Here is a 15,542-nt window from a genome sequence, read left to right on the forward strand (position 1 = left end):
AGACTGGCAAAACAAAGTGGTTTTCGCAAGAAAATGGCCAAAACAATCGTTTCAGCAGAGATGGTTTTGACCGTTTCGTAAGTTCATGAAATCACGGTCGATTCATATCTGAAAGGCAGGTTTGAAGGAATTCGCGGAACTCACTGACGACCCGATCAAGACTGTTTTCCAGTCGGTGCCCATCCGGCAGGACAAGAATCGGAAGGCCCTGATCACGGGCCAGATCAAGCACCGGCGCTACCGGTACCACGTCGTCATCCCAACCATGAATGATCTGACGGTGGTCCGCCTGGATCAGCGGGCTGGATTGGGGATACCGGGCCATCGCCAGGGCTGGCGCCAGCATGAAGCATCCCAGAACAGGCGTTTCCGAGGATGTCTGTGCGCAGACCCAGCCCCCCATGCTCGAACCGGCAAGGATGGTGTTTTCCGGCTTGGCATTGCATTCAGCCATTGCCTCGCGCATCTGGGCCAGCCGTGTCGCTGGATCCCGGGTGCTGCTGTGATCAATCGCGTGGGCCTGAATGCCCGGAAATGTTTCCGCCTCGGCTTTCATGGCCTGGATCTTGGTGCTGCCGGGTCCGCTCTCCAGGCCGTGGGAAAGGAAGACGTGGATCGGGGTGTCTGTCATGATGAATGTTGCTCCGGTGCTGAACGCTTTAATCACCTGAATGATGAGCAGCAGGGCCTGCTCTGTCCACCTTGCTGGCTGAGCCATCGGTCCGGTTGCGGCGTATAAGAGAAACCTAGTTGAACAGGGAATCCGGATCCATGAAACAGGTAAAACGAGGTCTGATAATCACCGCTTTGATTTTCGGTCTATCAGGAACGCAGGTAGCCATGGCGGACAGTTGTCCGGCGTTTCTCGATCATGAACAACGCAAGCTTCACTCAACAGACACGGTAAACCTCTGTGATCTCGCGGCTGGCAAACCCATGCTGGTGGTCAACACCGCCAGCCGTTGCGGATACACAGGGCAGTTCGAGGGGCTCGAGGCCCTGCACAAACAGTATTCGGAGAAAGGGCTGATTGTGGTCGGCTTCGCCAGCGACGATTTCCGGCAGGAGGCAGATTCCGAAGCCGAGGCGGCCACCGTTTGCTTCAAGAACTTCGGAGTGACCTTCACCATGATCGCACCGGGAGCGGTGACCGGAGCCGAGGCCAACCCGGTGTTCCGGGCCATCAACGAGCAGAGCCAACCCCCGCGCTGGAACTTCACCAAGTATGTGATTGATCGTTCCGGCACGGTCGTCGACTCCTTTCCGAGCCGGGTGCGCCCACAGGATCCGGAGCTGATTGACGCGGTGGAATCCGTGCTTTAGGACAATGCCAGCCCGGCATTTCTGGTTTGGGCCAGGATGTCGAGCGCATGCCGGCGCGTCTCTGGGTCGTAGATATCCACCGTGAACATCAGTTCCTCGACCTCAATGTCCGAGAGAATGTGTAGCAGCTGTCTCCCGATGGTTTCGGCATCGCCAAGCAATTGCAGACCCAGAAAATCCTTCACACTGGCTTTCTCGCCCGCGTTCCAGAGCCCGTCCATGCTGTTTACAGGCGGTTTCATCCACAGCGGTTGTCCGCGGAAGAGGGCGAGAATGCGCTGATAGCTGGTGGTAGCCAGAAACTCTGCCTCCTGAACGGAATCGGCCGGAACGGCTGGCAGGGCAAGCATGGCATAGGGCTGTTCAAGCGTTTCCGAGGGCTGGAAGTTGTCGCGGTAGACTCTGAGCGCTTCCCTGTAGAGCCGGGGTGCGAAATGTCCGGCGAAGGCATAGGGCAGACCGCGCATGGCGGCCAGCTGGGCGCTGTAAAGGCTTGATCCCAGCAGCCAGAGCGGCACATTGGTGCCCGCGCCGGGAATGGCCCTCACGGACTGCCCTGGCTGCAGGGGGCCAAGCAGGGACTGAAGCCGGGCGACATCCTCAGGAAACTGTTCAGCACCCAGGCCGTCGCGCCTCAGGGCCCGCGCGGTCACCGGGTCAGTGCCCGGCGCGCGGCCCAGTCCAAGGTCAATCCGCCCCGGGTACAGACTCTCGAGTGTTCCGAATTGCTCGGCAATGACCAGTGGCGGGTGGTTGGGCAGCATGACACCACCGGAACCGACCCGAATAGACTTCGTTTTGCCTGCGATGTGTCCGATCAGGACAGACGTCGCGGAGCTGCTGATGCCTTCCATGTTGTGATGCTCGGCCAGCCAGAAGCGCTTGAAACCGAGTTTCTCGGCCCGTTGGGCATAGGCCACGCTGTTGGCAAGCGTGGTGCCTACCGAGTCGCCTTCGCGGACGGAGGCCAGTTCGAGCAGCGAGTAATCAGGACAGTCAGGCATGGAGCTCCCGCAGTAAAAGTGGAATTCGAGAGATAGAAAACATGGTGTCTGCCGGCGCCTGTTTCAAGATAAGCCGCGAACGGTGCTACAGATCGATCACAATCGGCGGGTTCAGCGGTTTGAAACTGCCGTTACAGGTGCTGGCGTTTACGCACAGGCAATCGCCAATCTGTTCTTCGCCGTGGCCTTCGTGAATATGGCCAAAGATATGGAGTTTCAGGGACAGTCTGGCGATTCGCTCGGCCAGGGCCTCACAGCCAGGGCGCACGATGCCAGAGGGAGACTCGATTCGGTCGAGAATACCCGCGGGAGGCCCGTGGGTGATAAGGACATCGGTGTCTCCGGGGATGCGGGCCCAGCGCTCGGCAATGGCATCGCCCCGTTCCAGATTGAATGCCCAGTTGAAGAACACTGGCGTCCATGGGCTGCCCCAGAACTTCAGGCCGGCAAGCTCCAACGGGCTGTCCTGCAAATAATGAGCGTTACGCACCAGTTCCCGGGCCTCTGCCGGTTCGTCCTGGAAACACCAGTCGTGGTTTCCGGCAATCAGTATCTTGTTGGTATGGGGCAGCTCCGAGAACCACTGGTCCAGATCCTCGAGTTCGTCCAGTGTGCCAACCCCGAGGGAATCCCCGGCGTGAATCAGCAGGTCGCCGTCCGGAACCTGGATCTGGCGGTGCATGCTGTGGGTGTCGGAGATGCAGACAATTCTCATGGTGTTGGCGGTTCCGGTCAGTGACATTCGCGCATTTTTGTTTTGTCTAAGATAGCATTTACCGCCCGTTCAGCCTTCATGCTTTTCGAGTAATGCCATGCGATTGATACTCAGCCGAAAAGGATTTGATTCTTCTGCCGGTGGATGTCCCAGCCCGGTCCTGCCGGATGGCTCGCTGTGCGTTTTGCCTATTCCTGATACCCGGTCCCGAATCCGCTATGACGATGTGGTTTTCGACAAACGCAGGCTCGGCAAGATTGCCCGGGATCTCACCGGTGGCCGAATCCGGGGTAGTCACGGTGCCCACCTGGATCCGGATCTGATAGCGGGTGCCTACCCCCGTGGAGAAGGCTGGCGACCTCTGCTGGGTCAGACTGGCTCAGCCCAGGGACACCTTCGCAATCAGGGAGTTGAGCCGGGAGATCTGTTTCTGTTCTTCGGCGTTTTTCGCCACGCCGAAATGCATAACCGGCGCTGGCGGTTTGTACCCGGATCCCGTCCGTTCCATGCCCTTTGGGGTTGGCTCCATATTGACCAGGTTCATACTGTTGACGAACTGGGTCCGGATGCCCTGCCATGGGCCCGGTATCATCCGCACCTCCACGGCGAGCCGGATCCAGGCAATACGCTCTACACGTCCTCACTGTCGTTTCCATTGGCAGGCGGCGCAGAGGTTTGGTCCGGCAGTGGCGTGTTTCCGAAGCTTCGCGAGGACCTGGTCCTGACCGCCCCGCAGAGCCGCCTGCCCACGCGGTGGCGCCTGCCCGCCGGGTTTTATCCCGGCGATAAACGGCCTCCCCTGAGCTATCACACCAGGCCGGACAGGTGGTGCCTGGAACCGCCCTGGTGCTATCTGTCTTGTGCTGCCAGGGGGCAGGAATTCGTGCTCGATCTCGACGCTTATCCCGAGCTGACGGACTGGCTCACGGGATTGCTCAGAACAGGGTCGCCCACCGAAAACTAACCGTGCTATTGATCTGCCCGGGTGATATTCACCTAAGATAGTAGGAGTTTGAACCTCAGGGAGAGGGCAATGTATCGGTACAGTCTGGGAAACCGGCGATGGCAGTTTGCAACGCTGGCAGAGTTAATGGCGAAGGCAACGCCCGCGCGCTCCGGTGACCGGCTGGCCGGCGTCATCGCCCATACCGCCGAGGAAAGGGTGGTGGCCCAGATGGCTCTGGCCGAGTTGCCCCTGAAGACCTTTCTGACTGAAGCCCTCGTACCCTACGAGCAGGATGAGGTTACCCGGTTGATTCTCGACGATCACGATGTCGGGGCCTTTGAGCCGGTTTCCCACCTGACCGTGGGCGACTTCCGGAACTGGTTGCTGAGCGATCTGGCCACGCCCGAGATGCTGGTGCGTATCCGCGCCGGGATAACTCCTGAGATGGCGGCGGCTGTGTGCAAAATCATGCGCAACCAGGACCTGATTCTGGTCGCGCAGAAATGCCGGGTGCAAACCGCCTTCCGGAGCACCGTCGGCCTGCCGGGGCGGATGTCGACGCGGCTCCAGCCCAATCATCCCACGGATGATATAACAGGCATCGCCGCCAGCATCCTGGACGGTTTGCTGTATGGCAGCGGCGATGCGGTGATCGGAATTAATCCTGCCACGGACAACGTGGCCCAGAGTGTCCGGCTGCTGCAGTTGATGGATGAGGTGATCCGCAAGTACGAGATTCCCACCCAGTCCTGCGTACTGACCCATGTAACCAATACCCTGGAAGCCATCGAGAACCGGGCTCCGGTGGATCTGGTGTTCCAGTCCATTGGCGGCACCGAAGCCACGAACAGGAGTTTCGGATTTGATCTGGCCACCCTTGCCGAGGCCCGGGACGCAGCGCTGTCTCTAAACCGCGGCACAGTGGGTAAGAACGTGATGTATTTCGAAACCGGCCAGGGCAGCTCGCTGTCGGCCGATGCCCATCACGGTGTCGATCAGCAGACCTGCGAGGCCAGGGCGTACGCCGTGGCCCGCAAATTCGAGCCGCTTCTGGTGAATACCGTGGTCGGGTTTATCGGGCCGGAATACCTGTATGACGGCAAGGAGATCACGCGGGCCGGCCTGGAGGACCATTTTTGTGGCAAGTTGCTGGGCCTGCCAATGGGGTGTGATATCTGCTACACCAATCATGCCGAGGCCGATCAGAACGACATGGACAACCTGCTGACCCTATTGGGCGTGGCCGGCTGTAACTTCATCATGGGCATACCCGGCTCTGACGACATCATGCTGAACTATCAGACCACCTCGTTTCACGATGCCCTTTACGTTCGCCGGGTGCTCGACAAACGGCCGGCGCCTGAATTCGAACAGTGGCTCACCCGCATGCAGATTTTCCAGGATGGCGAGGGCAAGGTGCCCGCAGACGGGTTACCAGAAGCCTTCCGGCAAAGCCTGGCCAGTTTGCCCGGAGGGGTCGGATCATGACTGGCCATAAGCCATCAGTAATCGCCAATCCCTGGCGCCGGCTCTCGGCCTGGACCGATGCCCGGATTGGTCTTGGCCGGGCCGGCATCAGTCTGCCCACGCATGAGATGCTGGCGTTTCAGCTCGCTCATGCCCAGGCACGGGATGCGGTCCATCTACCACTGGATACTTCGAGGTTGATGAAGGACCTGGCCGAACTGACCGAGCGGAGAAAAGCGTTATTGCCCCATGAGCCGGTTCATCTGCAAAGTCAGGCCAGCGACCGGATAACCTACCTGCAACGCCCGGATCTCGGGCGCAGGCTCAGCCAGAAATCCTGTGAGGCGCTGGACCGCCAGGGCCACACCGGTGATTCACCGGTCGACCTGGCTCTCGTGGTCGCAGACGGCTTGTCCTCCTATGGCGTACAGGAAAACGCCGTGGGGTTTCTCGAGGCGCTGCTGGCGAATCTTGAGGCCGATGATCAGACCTGGGAACTGGCGCCCCTGATCGTTGTCTCTCAGGGACGGGTTGCGATTGGTGATGATGTCGGTCACCGGCTTAACGCCCGATGTGTTGTGGTGCTGATTGGTGAGCGCCCCGGCCTGAGTTCTCCGGACAGCCTCGGGCTTTACCTGACCTGGGCGCCGGAGCCCGGACTGACTGACGCCAGCCGAAACTGCATATCCAATATCCGCCCGGCGGGGTTGTCGTTCGAAGAGGCGAGCCGGCGGCTCGGGTATTTGCTCAGGGAGGCTCGCCGTCAGGAGGTTTCCGGCGTGCCTCTCAAGGATCGCTCGGAAGAGACGGTTATTGATCAGGGTATTGGCAACTTCCTGTTACGCTAGATGAAGCCGTTGAACCATTCAGGGTAGGAGAATTCTCTTGCAGCAAGCCGAGTACTATGAAAACGACACCACACTCGCCCAATACCTGGAATTTCACTTTGGCGAGCGGTGGCACGGAGAGGCCAACTTCCCCAAGGCGCTGGCGGATGCCGCCATGCATGCGATGGATGGCAGGCCCCTGGATCGTGCGCTGGATATTGGTTGTGCCGTGGGCCGCACCAGCCTTGAGTTGGCCCGCCATTTCCGGCACGTGGACGGCATTGATTTTTCCAGGGCGTTCGTCAACAAATGCCAGGAAGTCGCCAGTGACAGAAGGGTGCGTTATGCGCGCCCGGAGGAGGGGGAGCTGGTGACCTTTCAGGACCAGTCTCTTGCGTCCCTCGGGCTGGATGAGGCCGCTGAGCGCGTGTCTTTTCATCAGGGCGACGCCTGCGATCTGCCATCGCAGTTCACGGGGTATGATCTGGTACTCGCAGGCAACCTGATCGACCGGCTGTACCAGCCATCGCTGTTTCTGGAGACCATTCATGAGCGGATTAACGAACTCGGGCTTCTGGTGATTGCCTCACCCTATACCTGGCTGGAAGAGTACACGCCGAGGGAACACTGGGTTGGCGGGTTCAAGAAGAACGGTGAAGATTTCTCGACATTCGACGGCCTCAAGGAGATGTTGGCGCCCCATTTCCGGCTGTTGTTCGAACCCTGGAGCCTGCCGTTTGTCATCAGGGAAACGAGAAACAAGTTCCAGCACAGCTTCTCCGAGCTGACCGTCTGGGAGAAAGTAAGCCAGTAAGGATGCGGGAATTTTGAGGATGGCCTGAAGGCTGTCATCAAACTGTCACCGGAAAAGCATAGCCTGAAAACTCATCAGGACGACATGCATTGTGTTGTGCATCGTGTGAATGCTTTAACCGGGGACTTCCCCGGTTTTTTTATGCCTGGATTAAGGGATCTGACAGGATGAGGACCATTGCGTTTTACAGTCTGAAGGGCGGTGTTGGCAAAACCGCCGCCGCCGTGAATATCGCCTATCTGGCCAGCCAGGCAGGCTATCCCACACTGCTCTGGGACCTTGACCCCCAGGGCGCCTCCAGCTGGTATCTGGCCGGGGCCGACAAAATCAAAGGGCACAAGTTATCGCAGCTGCTCAAGGGCAAGACGCCCATCGCCGAATTCATTCACGAAAGTGACTATGAAAACCTGGATTTCATCCCGTCTCACACCAGTTTCCGCAACCTGGATGTAAAGCTGGATCAGGAGGATGGCAGCAACCTGATCAAACAGTGGCTGGCGCCGCTGTCTGAAGAAACCAGTCTCGTGGTACTGGATTGCCCGCCGTCGCTTTCCAGGCTTTCCGAGCAGGTGCTGAAGGCGGCAGACGAGGTGTTCGTGCCGGTGATTCCCACCTGGCTGTCTCTCAACAGCTGGAAGCAATTGCTGGAGTTTGCCAAGGATAAGAAGTTGAAGCCGGGTAAGCTGCACCCGTTCTATTCCATGGCCGACCGGCGCAAAGGGCTGCACCGGGAGCTGATCAACGCGCAGGATGAGATTTTACCCAAAGGCCTGAAAACCATCATTCCGAACGCCAGCGTGGTGGAAAAGATGGGTGAGGAGGGCAGGCCGGTGGAACTGCTGGCGCCCGGCTCGGTGGCCGCCGACGCCTACCGCCGGTTGTGGAAGGAGATCAATCGCCTGCTCTGAGGCCCTCACCGCATGGGCTCAGGATCGGGCGAGCTTGTCCCTCCGCAGGGAGCGCTCCAGTCGGCGGTGGCTCTCACTGCGTTCTGAGAGTACTTGCTGAACGTACTGGATGTGCTTGCCGGCCAGTTCCCGGGCTTCCTCGGCCCTGCCTTCAGTGATGGCTTCGTACAGCATCCGGTGCTGTTCCACCAGACCCTGCCGGGTCTCCGCCTCTCTTCGATACATGCCGCCGATGTTGGTAACCACGTTGCTTTTCAGCATGTTGAACAGGTTTCGAATGGTGTGCAGGAGAATCACGTTATGGCTCGCCTCGGCAATCGCCAGGTGGAACCGGGCATCGGCTGCCCCTTCGGCTTCCAGGTCCCGGTTCCTGTCGCTGCAATAGCAGGCTTGCAGTGCCTCGTAAGCGGTTTTCAGGTGAGCCCTGTCGACCTCTGTCGCTCGCAAGGCTGCGTAATAGGCGCAGTCCGCCTCCAGTGTGCGGCGAAATTCCAGCAGATCCCGTTGTGCGTCTGGCCGGTTTTCAAGCAGAGGAATCAGCGGATCGCTGAAACTGCCGCCGAGGGACTCAGTGACATAGTTTCCTCCGCCCTGGCGGCTGATCAGCAGGCCTTTGGCGGTCAGCCGCTGAATGGCCTCCCGCAGGGAAGGGCGGGACACGCCGAACTGCTCCGACAATACCCGTTCCGGGGGCAGCCGCTCGCCCGGTTGCAGGGTGCCTTCCAGAATCATCGTTTCCAGCTGTTCCACGATGGTGTCCGCGAGTCTGCGTGGGGCGATCTGTCCGACGTCCATAAGAACGAATTTCCTGTCCAAGAATTTATTGGTAATACCAATACCACAGGGCGCGATTCAGGCCAAGTCCCGGTGTATCTGCGATGGTTAGACTGAAGTCTGCTGCGGAAAACTTTGACATCAGCAAGCGGTCTCGAATACCTTGGTTATTATTGTATGTCAATTGGTATTACCAATTGTCAGTTTGTCTGTCTGAGACTGTCTTGAGGCGCAATCAATGAGTCAGCTGTTTTACGATGCCGCTCCCAATGCCACCCGGGTATCGCCCGAGCGGGAAGCCGACCGGCATTACCCGGAGAAGCCGGAAGCGGTCACTCTGTTCGGTACCTGCGTGGTGGATCTGTTCTTTCCTGAGGCCGGGCTGGATGCCATTCGCCTGCTGGAGCGGGAAGGTGTTCGCGTGCATTTCCCCCAGGAGCAGAGCTGTTGCGGGCAGCCCGCCTGGACTTCCGGATATCGGGATGAGGCCAAGGCAGTGGCCCGCGCCCAGCTGGATATCCTCGATCGATCGGGTCTGCCGGTCGTGGTGCCGTCCGGCTCCTGTGCCGGGATGTTCCGGCACCATTACCCGGCGTTGTTTGCCGATGAGCCGGACACGCTCAAGCGGGTAGAAGCGCTCGCCGAGCGCACCTTCGAGCTGACCGAGTTCCTGCTGAAAGTCTGCCGGGTGCAGCTGGCGGACCGGGGCGCGCCCAGCAAGATTGCACTGCACACCTCCTGTTCGGCCCGCCGGGAAATGAACACCCACCTGCACGCCCGCGAGCTCTTGCAGCAGCTTGAAGGTGTCGAACGTATCGATCACGACCATGAAAGCGAATGCTGTGGGTTTGGCGGCACCTTCTCGGTGCGAATGCCGGAAGTTTCAGGAGCCATGGTTAAAGACAAGACCCGTTCACTGATCGACTCCGGCGCGGTTGAAATGGTGACCGCCGACGGCGGCTGCCTGATGAACATCAACGGGTCGCTGGAGAAACAGAAAGAGAGCTTCCGGGGCCGGCACCTGGCCAGTTTCCTCTGGGAGCGCACCAACGGCGACAACGCAGGGGAGGTGGCATGAGTCAGCGTATTCCGGTTACCGAGCTGACCCCGGACTTCCGGGGCCGCGCCGAAGAGGCCCTTGCGGACGGTCAGCTGCGCAACAATTTCCGTGTGGCCATGGACTCGCTGATGACCAAGCGGGCCAACGCCTTTCCAGATGCCGACGAGCGTGAAGGCCTGAGGGAACTGGGTAACCGGATCAAGGCCGGTGCCCTTTCCCGTCTGCCGGATTTGCTGGAGCAGCTTGAACAGAAGCTGACGGAGAACGGCGTCAAGGTTCACTGGGCGGAGACCGTCGAGGAAGCCAACAGCCTGGTGCATGGCATCATCGAAGCCCGCAAGGGCAGCCAGGTGGTGAAAGGCAAGTCCATGGTCAGCGAAGAAATGGAGATGAACGACTACCTGGCGGAGCGGGGCGTCGAATGCCTGGAATCCGACATGGGGGAATACATTGTTCAGCTCGACAACGAAAAGCCCTCCCACATCATTATGCCAGCGATCCACAAGAACGCGCGGCAGGTGTCCAAGCTGTTCCACGACAAACTGGGCGAGCCGGAGACCGAAGACGTTAACCAACTGATCCAGATTGGTCGCCGGACCCTGCGTCGGAAATTCATGGAAGCGGATGTGGGTGTTTCCGGCGTGAACTTCGCCATCGCCGAAACCGGCACCCTGCTGCTGGTGGAAAACGAAGGCAATGGGCGCATGAGCACGACGGCGCCGCCCGTGCACATTGCGGTAACAGGCATTGAAAAAGTGGTTCCGAACCTGAGGGACGTGGTGCCCCTGGTGTCCCTGCTGACCCGCTCGGCCCTTGGCCAGCCCATTACCACCTACGTGAACCTGATTTCCGGCCCCCGCAAGCCCGACGAGCTGGATGGTCCGGAAGAGGTGCACCTGGTGCTGCTGGATAACGGCCGCACCGGCGCTTTTGCCGATGCCCAGATGCGCCAGACCCTGAACTGCATCCGCTGCGGCGCCTGCATGAATCACTGCCCGGTGTATACCCGGGTGGGCGGCCACACCTACGGTGAGGTCTACCCAGGCCCTATTGGCAAGATCATCACGCCGCACATGGCAGGACTGGACAAGGTGCCGGACCATCCCAGTGCTTCCTCTCTGTGCGGAGCCTGCGGCGAGGTCTGTCCGGTCAAGATTCCCATTCCTGAACTTCTGCAGCGCCTACGTCAGGAGAACGTGAAAAACCCGGAGCAACCGCAGCAGGTGAAAGGTGGCGGCGCCAAATATTCCCGGACGGAACGGTGGATCTGGCGTGGTTGGCAGATGCTGAATACCCGGCCGGCGCTGTATCGCAGTTTTCTCTGGGCCGCGACCCGCTTCCGGGCGCTGGCTCCGAAAAAGGCCGGCCCCTGGACCGAGAATCACAGTGCGCCGGTGCCCGCCCGCCGCTCCTTGCATGATCTGGCGGCCCGGCATCTTGACCAGAACGGAGGTCGGCCATCATGAGCGCCCGCGCGAACATCCTTGGCAAATTGAGAAACAGCCTCGCCGGCACGACGCCCCGCCCCGACGAGTTCGACGAGCGGCTGGTTACGGCCCCCTGGCGGTACGCGCCGGAAGACCGGATCGACCGGTTGCGTAGCCTGATGGAAGCGGTCCACACTGAAGTGCATCCGTGCCGGTCTGACAACTGGCCGGAATTGGTGGCCGAACTTCTGAACAAACGCAACCTCACCAACCTGTTGTGCGCCCCGTCGAGAGAACATGGCCGGGCGCTGCAGGCATACTTCGAGGCCACGGAGCAGAAGGTCGAGTTATTGGCCTACGATCAGCCGGTGGAAGACTGGAAAGAAGAGCTGTTCTGGAATGTGGAGGCCAGCCTGACCGGCACCCTTGGCGGTATTGCCGCCACCGGCACGCTCGTGCTCTGGCCGGACCGCAATGAACCGCGGCTGATGAGCCTGGTGCCGCCGGTACATATTGCCCTGCTCAAGGCCAGCGAGATTCACGACAATCTGTATGACATGATGGTGGCTCAGGACTGGGCGGCCGGGCTGCCAACAAATGTTCTGCTGGTGTCTGGCCCGTCCAAGACCGCGGACATCGAACAGGTGCTGGCCTATGGCGCCCACGGCCCCCGTGAGCTCATTGTGCTGGTTCTGGAGGATGCATGACTTTTACCCCGGAAGTGTTGGCCGATATCCGGCAACGGATTCCCGAAAACCGGGTCTTTAACGATCCGGTGTCCACCCTTGCGTTCGGAACCGACGCCAGTTTCTACCGCCTGATCCCAAAGGTGGTGGTGCGGGTTCAGGATGAAGCAGAGGTTGTCGATCTCCTGGCCATCGCCCGCCGCCACAAGGTCCCGGTGACCTTCCGGGCCGCCGGTACCAGCCTTTCCGGACAGGCGATCAGTGATTCGATCCTGATTGTTCTGGGCGATCAGTGGAACGGCCACGACATCCGGGAAGAAGGCCGCCAGATTCGTCTGCAACCGGGTGTGATTGGCGCTCAGGCGAATGCCTGGTTGGCACCCAAGGGCTTCAAGATCGGACCGGATCCGGCGTCCATCAACGCCTGTAAGATTGGCGGCATTGTTGCGAACAATGCCAGCGGTATGTGCTGTGGTACGGCCCAGAACAGCTACCATACGCTGGCCGGAATGCGGCTGGTGCTGGCCGACGGGGCAGTGCTGGATACCGAGGATCCGGCAAGCGTTTCGGCGTTTCGCGACAGCCACGGTGATCTGTTGGCGGCCCTGAAAAAGCTGGCCATCAATACCCGGGAGAATCCCGACCTGGCGGAGCGTATTCGACATAAATACCGCCTGAAAAACACCACCGGCCTGTCCCTGAACGCCCTGGTGGATTTTACCTGTCCACTCGACATCCTGACGCACCTGATGGTGGGCTCCGAAGGCACGCTGGGTTTCGTCAGCGCGGTAACCTACAACACCGTTCCCGAATACCCTGACAAAGCCACGGCCCTGTTGGTGTTCCGGGATGCGGAGAGCTGCTGCCGGGCAGCGTCGGCGCTGCGCTCACAACCGGTGGCGGCGGTGGAACTGCTGGATCGACGCAGTCTTCGTTCGGTGCAGGACAAGCCGGGCCTGCCGGACTGGATTCATGATCTGTCGGAAAGCGCCTGCGCGCTGCTTGTGGAGACCCGGGCGTCGTCTTCGCAGGTTCTGGATGAGCAGCTGACCCGGATCAGGGCGTGCCTCGCTGAATTCCCGCTGGAGCAGCAGGTGGACTTTACCCGCGACGCCAGAGTGTCTGATCAGCTGTGGGCCATTCGTAAGGGTACCTTCCCTGCCGTGGGGGCAGTCAGACCGAACGGCACCACCGTGATCATCGAGGATGTGACCTTCCCGATTGATCAGCTATCCGAGGGGGTCACCCGCCTCCAGTCGCTGTTCGTCAAGCATGGTTATGACGATGCGATCATCTTTGGCCACGCCCTGGAGGGCAACCTGCACTTTGTGTTCCCCCAGGGCTTCGACGACCCTGCGGAAGTCGCTCGCTACGAAGCTTTCATGCAGGATGTGGCACAACTCGTTGCCGTGGAATTCGGCGGTTCTCTGAAAGCGGAACATGGCACCGGTCGTAACATGGCGCCCTTCGTGGAACTGGAATGGGGGCATGATGCCTGGCAGTTGATGTGGCAGATCAAGCGGCTGCTGGACCCTGAGAACCTGCTTAATCCGGACGTGGTGCTCTCGGAAGATCCGCAGATCCACCTCAAGAATCTGAAGCCTCTTCCGGAGGCGGATCCGCTGGTGGACAAGTGCATCGAATGTGGCTTCTGTGAGCCGGTGTGTCCGTCTGAAGGGCTGACTCTGTCGCCCCGTCAGCGCATCGTGATCTGGCGGGACATCCAGGCTCGCCGCCGTGCCGGTGACGACACGGCTGAACTGGAGAAGGCCTACCAGTATCACGGTCTGGATACCTGTGCCGCGACCGGTCTCTGTGCCCAGCGATGCCCGGTCGGTATCAATACCGGCGATCTGGTACGCAAGCTGCGCAGTGAAAAGGCCAACGGTCAATCCGTGGCCAATCAGTTGGCAAAGCATTTTGCCGGCGCCTTGAAAGCCACCCGTTTTGTGCTGGCCAGCGCATCAATGGCCGAAAGACTGTTGGGTGCGCCACTGCTGACCCGGCTCAGTGGCGGCGTTCGAAAGGTGTCTGGTGGTCGGGTCGCCCAGTGGGATCCGAGTCTGCCCCAGCCGGTGCGGTTTGTTTCACCGAACGCGCCGGAACCGTCCGATGGCCGGCCCCGGGTGGTGTATCTGGCGGCCTGTGTGTCCCGGACCACGGGCCCGGCGCGGGGCGATAAGGTGCAGGAACCGCTGATCGAAGTGACCCGGCGGCTGCTGGAGAAGGGCGGTTACCAGGTGGTGTATCCGGAGGCCCTGGACAGCCTGTGTTGTGGCCAGCCATTTGCCTCCAAGGGCTATCCGGAGCAGGCGGCGACCAAGAAAGATGAGCTGATTTCGGCGCTGTTGCGGGCCAGCCGGAATGGCGTTGATCCGATCTACTGCGACACCAGCCCCTGCACACTGCAGATCCGCGAAGCCGCCGAAGAAGCCGGCCTGACGCTGTTTGATCCTGTCCGGTTCATTCGGGATCATCTCTACGAGCGTCTGGATTTCGAGCCGGAGCAGACCCCGCTGGCGGTGCACGTCACCTGCAGCACCCAGCACCTGGGGGAGTCGCAGGGACTGATCGATATCGCCAGGCGGTGCAGCACCCAGGTGGTAGTGCCCGAGGGTATCCACTGCTGTGGCTTTGCCGGCGACAAGGGCTTTAACGTGCCCGAGCTGAATGCCCATTCTCTGAAAACTCTGGCAGAGCAGACGGCCGGCTGCGAGGAAGGAATATCCACCAGCCGAACCTGCGAAATCGGGCTCAGCCGGCACAGCGGTATCGACTATCACGGCCTCGTGTATCTGGTTGACCGGGTCACGAGGCCGCGAGCAACTGCCTAGCGGTTATTTCATCTCGAAGCCGCATTTGCGCAGGAAGTCGCGCATGTGCGGTCGCAGTTTCGAGGTGAACAGCGGCTTGAGCTGCTCAGACCAGGTCGTGTCCTTGTTGCCACCGGTGCGTTCCCGATAGTACTCGTTCATGGTGCGATCGAACCCGGCGACCAGCTCCTCGTCCCGTGCATCGGAATAGTAATCTTCCCTGAGAATCGCCTCCACCGGCAGGCGTGGCTTCACCTCCGGGTTCTGGTCCGGGTAGCCCAGGCACATACCGAACACCGGATAGACATGTTCGGGAAGCCGGAGAATTTCGCTAATGTCCGCGGGGTTGTTGCGTATGCCCCCGATATAGCACAGACCCAGCCCCTCTGATTCCGCGGCGATGGCCACGTTCTGGGCCATCAGGCTGGTGTCGATGGTGGCAACCAGAAGCTGCTCAGTCATCCCCCGCACCACGTCTGCCCCGGCCCGTCCGGCGGCATCGGTAGAGCGCCGCATGTCGGCACAGAACACCAGAAAGTCCGAGCAATCGGCGATGTAGTCCTGTCCGCCCGCGAGTTCGGCGATTTTCCGGCGGTTGTCCGGATCAATCACGTGAATGATTGAATACGCCTGCACGTGGTTCGAGGTGGCGGCGCACTGGCCGGCGCGGATCAACTCCCGGAGCAGGTCCTCGGGAATTTTCTTGCCGGTAAATTTGCGTATCGAACGATGGGATTTCAGAAGGTCTATGGTCGGATTCATGGGATCTCGCAGTGAG

At 60.2% G+C, this 15,542-nt stretch carries 15 protein-coding genes; 10 read left to right on the top strand and 5 right to left on the bottom strand.

What is annotated here, in order from left to right; genetic code table 11:
• Positions 1-91: 91 nt before the first annotated feature.
• A complete protein-coding gene (locus AC5JQH_RS11440) occupies positions 92-631 on the bottom strand; it encodes a YqiA/YcfP family alpha/beta fold hydrolase (RefSeq protein WP_227497894.1) in 540 nt (179 codons plus the stop codon).
• A gap of 140 nt (positions 632-771) precedes the next feature.
• Between AC5JQH_RS11440 and AC5JQH_RS11445 the strand changes: the two genes are divergently transcribed.
• Positions 772-1,323 carry a glutathione peroxidase gene (locus tag AC5JQH_RS11445; protein WP_008177216.1) on the top strand — a complete coding sequence of 184 codons (552 nt, stop codon included), beginning with the start codon at positions 772-774 and terminating at the stop codon, positions 1,321-1,323.
• On the opposite strand, the gene AC5JQH_RS11450 is transcribed toward AC5JQH_RS11445, so the two are convergent.
• Together AC5JQH_RS11450 and AC5JQH_RS11455 are read right to left on the bottom strand one after the other, a co-directional pair.
• Positions 1,320-2,327, bottom strand: a complete 1,008-nt coding sequence (locus AC5JQH_RS11450) for an LLM class flavin-dependent oxidoreductase (protein ID WP_273155642.1) — start codon at positions 2,325-2,327, stop codon at positions 1,320-1,322. The two genes, AC5JQH_RS11445 and AC5JQH_RS11450, sit on opposite strands and share 4 nt — an antisense overlap.
• An 85-nt stretch (positions 2,328-2,412) precedes the next feature.
• Positions 2,413-3,042, bottom strand: a complete 630-nt coding sequence (locus AC5JQH_RS11455; RefSeq protein WP_257903045.1) for a metallophosphatase domain-containing protein — start codon at positions 3,040-3,042, stop codon at positions 2,413-2,415.
• Positions 3,043-3,139: 97 nt separating this feature from the next.
• On the opposite strand from AC5JQH_RS11455, the gene AC5JQH_RS11460 reads away from it, so the two are divergent.
• From AC5JQH_RS11460 to AC5JQH_RS11480, 5 genes are all read left to right on the top strand, one after another.
• Positions 3,140-4,006, top strand: coding sequence for an Nmad3 family putative nucleotide modification protein (locus AC5JQH_RS11460; protein WP_039882166.1), 867 nt, complete (start codon positions 3,140-3,142; stop codon positions 4,004-4,006).
• 69 nt (positions 4,007-4,075) lie between these two features.
• Positions 4,076-5,476, top strand: coding sequence for an ethanolamine ammonia-lyase subunit EutB (locus AC5JQH_RS11465; protein ID WP_338354710.1), 1,401 nt, complete (start codon positions 4,076-4,078; stop codon positions 5,474-5,476).
• Entirely contained in the window at positions 5,473-6,303 is an 831-nt protein-coding gene (gene eutC / locus AC5JQH_RS11470; protein ID WP_491713203.1) for an ethanolamine ammonia-lyase subunit EutC, read from the top strand. The genes AC5JQH_RS11465 and eutC overlap by 4 nt, the downstream gene beginning before the upstream one ends.
• Before the next feature lie 37 nt (positions 6,304-6,340).
• A complete protein-coding gene (locus AC5JQH_RS11475; protein ID WP_008177228.1) occupies positions 6,341-7,096 on the top strand; it encodes a putative 4-mercaptohistidine N1-methyltransferase in 756 nt (251 codons plus the stop codon).
• 167 nt (positions 7,097-7,263) lie between these two features.
• Positions 7,264-8,004 carry a ParA family protein gene (locus AC5JQH_RS11480; RefSeq protein ID WP_053113811.1) on the top strand — a complete coding sequence of 247 codons (741 nt, stop codon included), beginning with the start codon at positions 7,264-7,266 and terminating at the stop codon, positions 8,002-8,004.
• Positions 8,005-8,022: 18 nt separating this feature from the next.
• Here the strand turns inward: AC5JQH_RS11480 and AC5JQH_RS11485 are convergent, their stop codons facing one another.
• Entirely contained in the window at positions 8,023-8,799 is a 777-nt protein-coding gene (locus AC5JQH_RS11485) for a GntR family transcriptional regulator (RefSeq protein WP_053113814.1), read from the bottom strand.
• Between the two features lie 217 nt (positions 8,800-9,016).
• Between AC5JQH_RS11485 and AC5JQH_RS11490 the strand changes: the two genes are divergently transcribed.
• Genes AC5JQH_RS11490 through AC5JQH_RS11505 form a run of 4 tightly spaced genes read left to right on the top strand, consistent with a single transcriptional unit; the run spans position 9,017 to position 14,785 of the window.
• Positions 9,017-9,856, top strand: a complete 840-nt coding sequence (locus tag AC5JQH_RS11490; RefSeq protein WP_053113816.1) for a (Fe-S)-binding protein — start codon at positions 9,017-9,019, stop codon at positions 9,854-9,856.
• On the top strand, positions 9,853-11,304 hold the full coding sequence (locus AC5JQH_RS11495) for a LutB/LldF family L-lactate oxidation iron-sulfur protein (RefSeq protein ID WP_014579197.1): 1,452 nt from the start codon (positions 9,853-9,855) through the stop codon (positions 11,302-11,304). The genes AC5JQH_RS11490 and AC5JQH_RS11495 overlap by 4 nt, the downstream gene beginning before the upstream one ends.
• Entirely contained in the window at positions 11,301-11,972 is a 672-nt protein-coding gene (locus tag AC5JQH_RS11500) for a LutC/YkgG family protein (protein WP_053113818.1), read from the top strand. The genes AC5JQH_RS11495 and AC5JQH_RS11500 overlap by 4 nt, the downstream gene beginning before the upstream one ends.
• A complete protein-coding gene (locus AC5JQH_RS11505; protein WP_493805602.1) occupies positions 11,969-14,785 on the top strand; it encodes an FAD-binding and (Fe-S)-binding domain-containing protein in 2,817 nt (938 codons plus the stop codon). Before AC5JQH_RS11500 ends, AC5JQH_RS11505 begins: the two co-directional genes overlap by 4 nt.
• A 3-nt stretch (positions 14,786-14,788) precedes the next feature.
• On the opposite strand, the gene nfsA is transcribed toward AC5JQH_RS11505, so the two are convergent.
• The gene (gene nfsA, locus AC5JQH_RS11510; protein WP_053113821.1) at positions 14,789-15,526 is read right to left on the bottom strand and encodes an oxygen-insensitive NADPH nitroreductase; all 738 of its coding nucleotides are present in this window, start codon (positions 15,524-15,526) and stop codon (positions 14,789-14,791) included.
• Positions 15,527-15,542 lie beyond the last annotated feature (16 nt).

The sequence above is a fragment of the Marinobacter sp. H13 genome (genome assembly GCF_059072335.1).